At 71.3% G+C, this 7,135-nt stretch carries 9 protein-coding genes; 5 read left to right on the top strand and 4 right to left on the bottom strand.

The features are described 5' to 3' along the window. Positions 1-2 precede the first annotated feature (2 nt). From KBX53_RS16745 to KBX53_RS16730, 4 genes are all read right to left on the bottom strand, one after another. On the bottom strand, positions 3-1,256 hold the full coding sequence (locus KBX53_RS16745; protein WP_210860249.1) for a cytochrome ubiquinol oxidase subunit I: 1,254 nt from the start codon (positions 1,254-1,256) through the stop codon (positions 3-5). A gap of 324 nt (positions 1,257-1,580) precedes the next feature. Then, positions 1,581-2,486, bottom strand: coding sequence for a M56 family metallopeptidase (locus KBX53_RS16740; protein WP_030328996.1), 906 nt, complete (start codon positions 2,484-2,486; stop codon positions 1,581-1,583). 10 nt (positions 2,487-2,496) lie between these two features. After that, positions 2,497-2,970, bottom strand: a complete 474-nt coding sequence (locus KBX53_RS16735; RefSeq protein ID WP_210860247.1) for a BlaI/MecI/CopY family transcriptional regulator — start codon at positions 2,968-2,970, stop codon at positions 2,497-2,499. A gap of 267 nt (positions 2,971-3,237) precedes the next feature. Continuing rightward, complete coding sequence (locus KBX53_RS16730) at positions 3,238-4,257, bottom strand: glutathione S-transferase family protein (RefSeq protein WP_210860240.1); 1,020 nt, start codon at positions 4,255-4,257, stop codon at positions 3,238-3,240. Between the two features lie 89 nt (positions 4,258-4,346). Between KBX53_RS16730 and KBX53_RS16725 the strand changes: the two genes are divergently transcribed. The 5 genes from KBX53_RS16725 to KBX53_RS16705 all read left to right on the top strand — a co-directional run. Next, positions 4,347-4,775 (top strand): ester cyclase, encoded by a 429-nt coding sequence (locus tag KBX53_RS16725; protein WP_030329818.1) that lies wholly within the window; start codon positions 4,347-4,349, stop codon positions 4,773-4,775. Between the two features lie 103 nt (positions 4,776-4,878). Beyond that, a complete protein-coding gene (locus tag KBX53_RS16720; protein ID WP_030329819.1) occupies positions 4,879-5,475 on the top strand; it encodes an NADH-quinone oxidoreductase subunit I in 597 nt (198 codons plus the stop codon). Between the two features lie 25 nt (positions 5,476-5,500). Beyond that, positions 5,501-6,061 carry an NADH-quinone oxidoreductase subunit J gene (locus tag KBX53_RS16715; RefSeq protein WP_210860238.1) on the top strand — a complete coding sequence of 187 codons (561 nt, stop codon included), beginning with the start codon at positions 5,501-5,503 and terminating at the stop codon, positions 6,059-6,061. Beyond that, entirely contained in the window at positions 6,058-6,420 is a 363-nt protein-coding gene (gene nuoK / locus KBX53_RS16710) for an NADH-quinone oxidoreductase subunit NuoK (RefSeq protein WP_210860236.1), read from the top strand. Before KBX53_RS16715 ends, nuoK begins: the two co-directional genes overlap by 4 nt. Next, the coding region (locus KBX53_RS16705) for a proton-conducting transporter membrane subunit (protein ID WP_309140790.1) at positions 6,417-7,135 on the top strand (719 nt) is incomplete at its 3' end. The genes nuoK and KBX53_RS16705, both read left to right, overlap by 4 nt.

Below are 7,135 nucleotides of genomic sequence, written 5' to 3'. Positions count from 1 at the left end.
GCTCAGATGAGGGCGGGTTCGGGGTGGGCGGGCTCGCTGGGCGGTGCCGGTGGGCGTCCGAGCGCCGGGTCGGCCGCGCCGCGTCTGGCGTGTCGGGCGAGCAGCACCCAGTTGGTGACGGCGAGAGTGCCCAGCAGCAGGCTGAACCCGATCAGCGAGGTGAGCATCAGCGGTGCGCTGACCGGCGAGACGGCCTGCTCGGTGGGGAGCAGCCCGTACGCCACCCAGGGTTGCCGGCCGACCTCGCGGGAGATCCAGCCGAGGATCACCGCGACGAACGGCAGTGGCAGGCCGAGCAGGATCAGCCAGAGCGGAAAGCGCAGTCGGATGATCCAGTCCCGGTAGAGCAGGGGCAGCAGGAGCCAGACGCACCCCAGTGTGAAGCCGATCAAGATCATGAAGCCCAGCCCGACGCTGGCGAGCGTGGGCGGGGTGTAGTCGCCGGGGCCGAACCGCGTGGTCCACTCGGCGATCAGCGCCTGGCTCTCGAGGGTGTCGCCGCCGAACTTGGTCGGCTGCACCGAGCCGACCGGGCCGAACTGGGCGAAACCGAAGCCCTGCACCATCGTGATGGCCAGTGCCGCGGTGACCAGGCCGATCCGGAGCGAGGTGCGGAAGAGCGCGAAGTCGGGGGTACGCCGGATCAGGTGCCCGGCGCTGACCGCCGCCATCAGCATCCCGCCGACCAGCAGCGCCGCCGAGACCACGTGCCCGAGGGCCATGCCGAGGCTGGGGTTGGTCAGCAGCGCACCGAAGTCGGTGAGGTGGGCGATCCCGTCGCGGACCTCGTACCCGACCGGGTTCTGCAGCCAGGAGTTGGCCACCATGATCCAGAACGCGGACGCGTACGCGGTGATCGCCACGCCCCAGAGCAACGCGAGGTGCACGCCCTTGCCGAGTCGGTGCCAGCCGAAGATCCACATCCCGAGGAACGTGGACTCCAGGAAGAACGCCACCAGCGTCTCGATGGCCAGGGGCGCGCCGAAGACGTTGCCGACGTAGCGCGACAGGCCGCTCCAGTTCAGCCCGAACTGGAACTCCATCACGAGGCCGGTGGCGATGCCGAGCACGTAGTTGATCACGTAGAGCTGGCCCCAGTAACGCGTCAGCCGCTCCCACATCGGGTTGCCGGTGAGCACCCAGGCGGTCTGCATGCCGACCAGCAGGGTGACCAGCCCGAGCGTGACGACGACGAACAGGAAGTGGATCGAGGTGGTGGTGGCGAACTGCAGGCGGGCGAGGAGCAGGGTGTCCATGACCAGCCCTCCATAGCTGTTGGCTCCCTTGTCATAGCCACCCTACACGTAGCCTGCCTACACGTAAGCCCTACTACGCCTTGTCGTAGACAAGTCTACGACAAGGCGTAGTAGTTATGGGGTCGGTGGAAGATCGCGCTCGATCCTGGATGTAGTGGCCTCGTGGCCGTGGGATGCCACTAGATCCTGGATCGAGCGCGATCTTGACCGGACAGCGCGCGGCTGCGGGCTTACGGGCGCGGCCCGGGCGGCTCCGGTGCGTGGGGGCCCGGCGCGGCGCGCGGGGGCCTGAGAGCGCGGCGGGTGAAGGGCGCCGGGGTCAGCTCAGGACAGGAAGAGGGTTACCGGGAGGGCGACCAGCATGGTGGCGACCGCGAGGGCGGTGGCACCGAGCACCCGGGGCGGCCGGTCACTGACCAGCAGACGCTGCATCCGTACGTCGAGATCCCGGTCGCCAACGCCCAGCGCGCCGGCCGGGGTGATCCGGTGCCCGGCGGCGGCGAACTGGCGCAGCGCCCCCGCCAGCGGGGCCTCGGCGTGCAGCTCGCGGGCCTTGTCGTCGGCGCGCATCTCGACCAGCAGGGCGACCCGCTCGTGCGCGTCGCGCACCCAGCCGAACCACGGCAGCGCCCGGCACAGCGCGGTGAACGGCAGCAGCACCAGGTCGTGCCGCTCGTTGGCGTGCGCCCGCTCGTGGCTGAGCACCGCGGCCAACTCGGCCCGGTCCAACAGGCTCAGCGTGCCGGCGCTGACCACCACCTGCGGCTTCACCCCCGGCAGGCAGTACGCGGCAGCGCTCGGATGATCCAACACCAGTGCGCCCGGCGCGGCCGGGTCGTTGCGGGCGACCAGGGAGAGCAGGTCCCGGTGGCGGCGCTGGGCGCGTACGGTGCCGTGGATGCTGCGCACCGTCGTCGTGACCAGCACCGCCCCGATGCCAAAGCCCACACCGACGCCGGCCAGCTCGAAGGTGCCCATCCCGATCGGTAGGGCGCCGTGGGCGAGGTCGTCGGCCAGGGCGAGCAGTGCGGAACCGGTCGGTCGGTCGTACGCGCTCAACCCGAGCGCCATCGGCAGGCCCATCGCCGAGAGGCCCAGCGCCAGCCCGACGGCCTGCCAGCAGACGATCGCCACCCGAGGGCTGCGCCACGTCCAGGTCGAACGGGACAGCACCTGGGCGGTCAGATAGCAGGCCAGCATCGTGGCGGCGAAGTGCACGGCGTACGCCATGGCGTGCGCCCTACCGCTCCGCTGCCTCGCCGGCGGGGCGTCGGCCCGCCGGCCCGTCCACGCGGTCGGTCAGCGCGTCGGCGCCGCCCTTGTCACCACCGGTGGCACCCGGCCCGGTCAGGCCGGCCTCGCTGCCCAGGGCGGCCCGCAGCACCTCGGCCTCGGTGCCGGTCACCGAGCGGGCGAACCGCACCAGCGCGGCGTCCCGGCTGCCACCCAGGTCGAGGGCGTCGAGCATGAGCTGGGCGATGTGTGCCTCGCGGCTGGCGGCCGGCCGGTACCGCCAGGCCCGTCCCTCCCGCTCCCGCTGCACCATGCCCTTGCCGGCGAGCCGGTCCAGCACCGTCATCACAGTGGTGTACGCCAGCTCACGGCCGTCGAGCGCGTCGGCCACCTCGCGCACGGTCACCCCGTCCGACGTGCCCGGGACCACGTCCCACAGCACATCCATCACCGCACGCTCAAGATCGCCCAACCGAGTCACGAATCAATCCTACCCCCGGTAGTAGACCCCCCACGCGCCCGCGCCCACCCCCAACCTGAGGGTGATCATGAGGTTGACCGGCCGAGCGAGATCGAACACCCGCCAACCCATGATCACCAACCAAGACCGACGGGCTGGCCGAAGATCCGCGCAACTTCCCCGATGTTGCTGCCTCCGGCAGGCGGGAGACACCAACATCCCTGATGTTGCGCGGATCTTGACGACGAGCCGGGGCGACGAGCGACGAGCCGGTGAGAGGTGGGCCGCTCAGCGCAGCGGGGTGTGCGCGGGGTCCACCGGCTCGGCCGGGGGTGGTGGCGGGGTGCCGTCGCCGAAGGGGCGGCCACCGAGCGTTTCCCGGCCGTGCGGGGTGAGCCAGTTCGACAGGTCGGGGCCGAGCGGAACGATGCCGGTCGGGTTGATGTCGCGGTGCACCTCGTAGTAGTGCCGCTTGATGTGGTCGAAGTCGATCGTGTCGCCGAACCCGGGGGTCTGGAACAGGTCCCGGGCGTACGCCCACAGCACCGGCATCTCACTCAGCTTCTGCCGGTTGCACTTGAAGTGGCCGTAATAGACCGGGTCGAAGCGGACCAGCGTGGTGAACAGCCGCACGTCGGCTTCGGTGATGGTGTCGCCGACCAGGTAACGCTGGTCGGTCAACCGCTCGGTGAGCCAGTCCAGCCGGTCGAAGAGCTGGTGGTACGCCTTGTCGTACGCCTCCTGGCTGCCGGCGAACCCGCACCGGTAGACGCCGTTGTTGACGTCCCGGAACACCACGGCGTTGACCTCGTCGATCTGCTCCCGCAGGTGCTCGGGGTAGAGCTGCGGGGCACCCTCGCGGTGGTACGCCCCCCACTGCGTGGACAGGTCCAGGCTCATCTGTGCGTAGTCGTTGGTCACCACCTGCCCGGTCGGCACGTCCACGATCGCCGGCACGGTGATGCCGCGCTCGTAGCCGGGGAAGCGCTTGAAGTACGCCTCCTGGATGCGCTCGATGCCGAGCACCGGGTCCCGCCCGTCCGGGTCGAGGTCGAAGGTCCAGCTCCGGGCGTCGTGGGTCGGGCCGGCGACCGCCATCGAGATGGCGTCCTCCAGGCCGAGCAACCGCCGCACGATGATCAGCCGGTTGGCCCACGGGCAGGCCCGGCTGACCGCCAGCCGGTACCGGCCCGGCTCGACCGGGTATCCGTCGCGCCCGTCCTCGGTGATCCGGGTGGCGATGTACCGCTGGTCGCGGGTGAATTCGCCGCCCGGCTCGACGTACTTGCCGCCTTTTTCCTCGCCCACGTCAGCCTCCCGGTCGTGTTGCTGCCCTGCACCCCATCCTTACCGATCTCCGACCGATCGACGCGGTGAGCCCGGATACCCTCGCCGGCATGACGGATGTGGAGGCGGCGGCCCGGCGGTTCATCACCGATGTGTGGAACGCCCGCCGAGAGGAGTCGGCGTACGAGTTGGTGGCCGAGGAATGCCCGGGGCTGGGCGGCACCGGCCCGGAGGCGACGTTGGCCTGGCATCGCGAGCGCCGCGCGGCCTTCCCCGACCTGCGCTACAAGATCGTCGACGTGGTCGCGGCCGGTGAGCGGGTGGCCGTGCACTGGCGGGCCGCCGGCACCCACGTCGGGCAGTTCGGGCCGGTGCCGCCGACCGGGCAGGTGGTCAGCTACTCGGGGGCGACGTTCCTGCGCTTCGACCCGGCGGGCCGGATCGTCGAGGTGTGGAGCTGCAACGAGCTGTTCCAACTGCTGCAACAACTCGGTGTCGAGATGCTCCCACCGGCAGCCGTCGGCGGACCCGGGGCGTGATCCGGTTGATCCGCAGCTGACCGTGCTCCTCGGGTGAGCCCTCCGTTCGTGGACCTGTGGGTGGTGGTCGCGCGCGCCGGGGCCACAGGGCAGGATGGTCGACATGAGCGACCCCAGCGAGCGTGGTGACACCAGCGAACGCGGCCTTCCCGGCGCGGGCCTGGTGAAGGGGCTGGCGGTCACCCTCAAGACGATGACCAGCCGTTCGACCACCCAGCAGTACCCGGACACCGCTCCCGACCTGCCGCCGCGCTCGCGCGGTGTGATCGCGTTGTCCGAGGAGAACTGCACGGTCTGCATGCTCTGCGCCCGCGAGTGTCCGGACTGGTGCATCTACATCGACTCGCACAAGGAGGAGGTGGCGGTGCCCGGCGCCGCCCGCCCCCGCCAGCGCAACGTGCTCGACAAGTTCGACATCGACTTCTCGCTCTGCATGTACTGCGGCATCTGCATCGAGGTCTGCCCGTTCGACGCGCTCTACTGGTCGCCGGAGTTCGAGTACGCCGAGTACGACATCAAGGACCTGCTGCACGACAAGGACCACCTCGGTCAGTGGATGGCCACCGTTCCGCCGCCGCCCGCGCACGACCCGAACGGCGAGCCGGCCAAGGAGGAGACCTCCGCCGCGCGCAAGGCCGCCGCCGCACGTCCCGCTCCGCCAGCGGTACGCCCCGACGCCGACCAGGACCCGGCGTCGTGACCACCCGAGCTGCAGGGGCGGCCCGGTGACCGGCGCGGATGTGCTGCTGCTCGCCCTCGGTGCGGTGGCGGTCGGCGCCGGCGTGCTGGTGGTGACCACGAAACACCTCGTCCGGGCCGGGCTCTACCTGGTGGTGTGCCTGGGCGCGTTGGCCGGTGACTTCCTGGTGCTCAGCGCCGAGTTGGTGGCCTGGGTGCAGGTGCTGATCTATGTGGGCGCGGTGGTGGTCCTGCTGCTGTTCGCGGTGATGCTGACCCGGGCTCCGATCGGCGCCTCCGACGACCTGGACCGGCCCGGCTGGCCGGCCGCGCTGATCGGTGGCGGCGCCGGGCTGGGGCTGACCGTCCTGCTGGTCGACGCGTACCGCTGGAGCACCGTCACGCTGCCGCCCGCCGGCACCGCCGAGCGGCTGGGTGAGCAGATCTTCCAGTCCTGGGTGTTGCCGTTCGAGGTGCTCTCGGTGCTGCTGCTCTCCGCCCTGGTGGGCGCGATCGTGCTGTCCCGGCCGGACATCGGCCGCGCCGGCCCGCCCGGCGACGGCCGGGCAGCCGACCTGGTCGACAGCGAGCCCGGGGGGCGCCGGTGAGGCCGGTCATCCCGTACGTCACCGCCGCGCTGCTGTTCGGCCTCGGCGTGTACGGCGTGCTGCGTCGCCGCAACGCGGTGCTGGTGCTGATGTCCGTCGAGTTGATGCTCAACGCGGTCAACCTGATCCTGGTCACCGCGGACACCACCGCCCGCGCCGTGCTCCCGCACTCGGGGCAGGTCTTCGCCCTGTTCGTCATCGTCCTCGCCGCCGCGGAGATCGGGGTGGGGCTGGCGATCGTCCTTCAGCTCTACCGGCTACGCGCGACCGTCGCCGTGGATGACGTGCCGTTGACCGAGCCGTCGCCGGCGGTCGGCGGGCGCGAGCCGGCCGTCCTGGATTCGGAGGCGGGCCGGTGAGCGGGCTGCTCGGGGCGCTGCTGCCCGCCGTACCGCTGGTCGCCGGGCTGCTCGGCCTGTTGCTCCCCGCCGCCTCCCGGCGCGAGAACGCGACCGGGGGCGACCGGGCCCGGGCGGCGGCCGTGACGCTCGGCGTGACCGGTGCGGCCGGCGCGTTGGCGCTGGCCGTCGCGCTGCTGCTCACCGTCGACCGGCCGACGGAGACGTCGGCCACCTGGGTCGACTTCGGCGGGCTGGCGGTGACTCTCGGCGTACGGCTGGACGGCGCCGTCGCGCTGGTCGCGGTGGCGGTCACCGCTGTCGCCCTGGCCGTGCAGGTCTACTCGATCGGCTACCTGCGGCGCGGCCCGCACGACGATGTCGACGTCGATCACCGCTATCCGCCCTACGCCGCCCAGATCAGCCTCTTCACCGGTGCCATGTTGCTGGTGGTGGTCGCCGGCGACCTGATCATGTTGTTGGTCGGCTGGGAGGTGATGGGCCTCTGCTCGTACCTGCTCATCGCCCACGACCGTCGACTGGCCGGCGCGCCCGCCGCCGCCATGAAGGCGTTCCTGGTGACCCGGGTGGGTGACGTCGGGTTCCTGCTCGGCATCGCGCTGCTGGGTGTGTCGACGGGCAGCTTCCGGATCGCCGACGTGCTCGCCCACGACCACTCCGGCGCGACGTTGACCGCCGCGGGCCTGCTGCTGCTCGCCGGTGTGGCCGGCAAGAG

The sequence above is a fragment of the Micromonospora sp. M51 genome, assembly GCF_018070305.1.
Classification (GTDB): domain Bacteria; phylum Actinomycetota; class Actinomycetes; order Mycobacteriales; family Micromonosporaceae; genus Micromonospora; species Micromonospora parva.
Note: the sequence above shows the minus strand (reverse complement) of the source record. Positions and strands in the feature narration are given on the sequence as shown.

Coding starts and splice junctions, on each gene's coding strand:
- KBX53_RS16745 (WP_210860249.1), bottom strand. CDS start 1,256: ATGGACACCCTGCTCCTCGCCCGCCTGCAGTTCGCCACCACCACCTCG.
- KBX53_RS16740 (WP_030328996.1), bottom strand. CDS start 2,486: ATGGCGTACGCCGTGCACTTCGCCGCCACGATGCTGGCCTGCTATCTG.
- KBX53_RS16725 (WP_030329818.1), top strand. CDS start 4,347: ATGACGGATGTGGAGGCGGCGGCCCGGCGGTTCATCACCGATGTGTGG.
- KBX53_RS16720 (WP_030329819.1), top strand. CDS start 4,879: ATGAGCGACCCCAGCGAGCGTGGTGACACCAGCGAACGCGGCCTTCCC.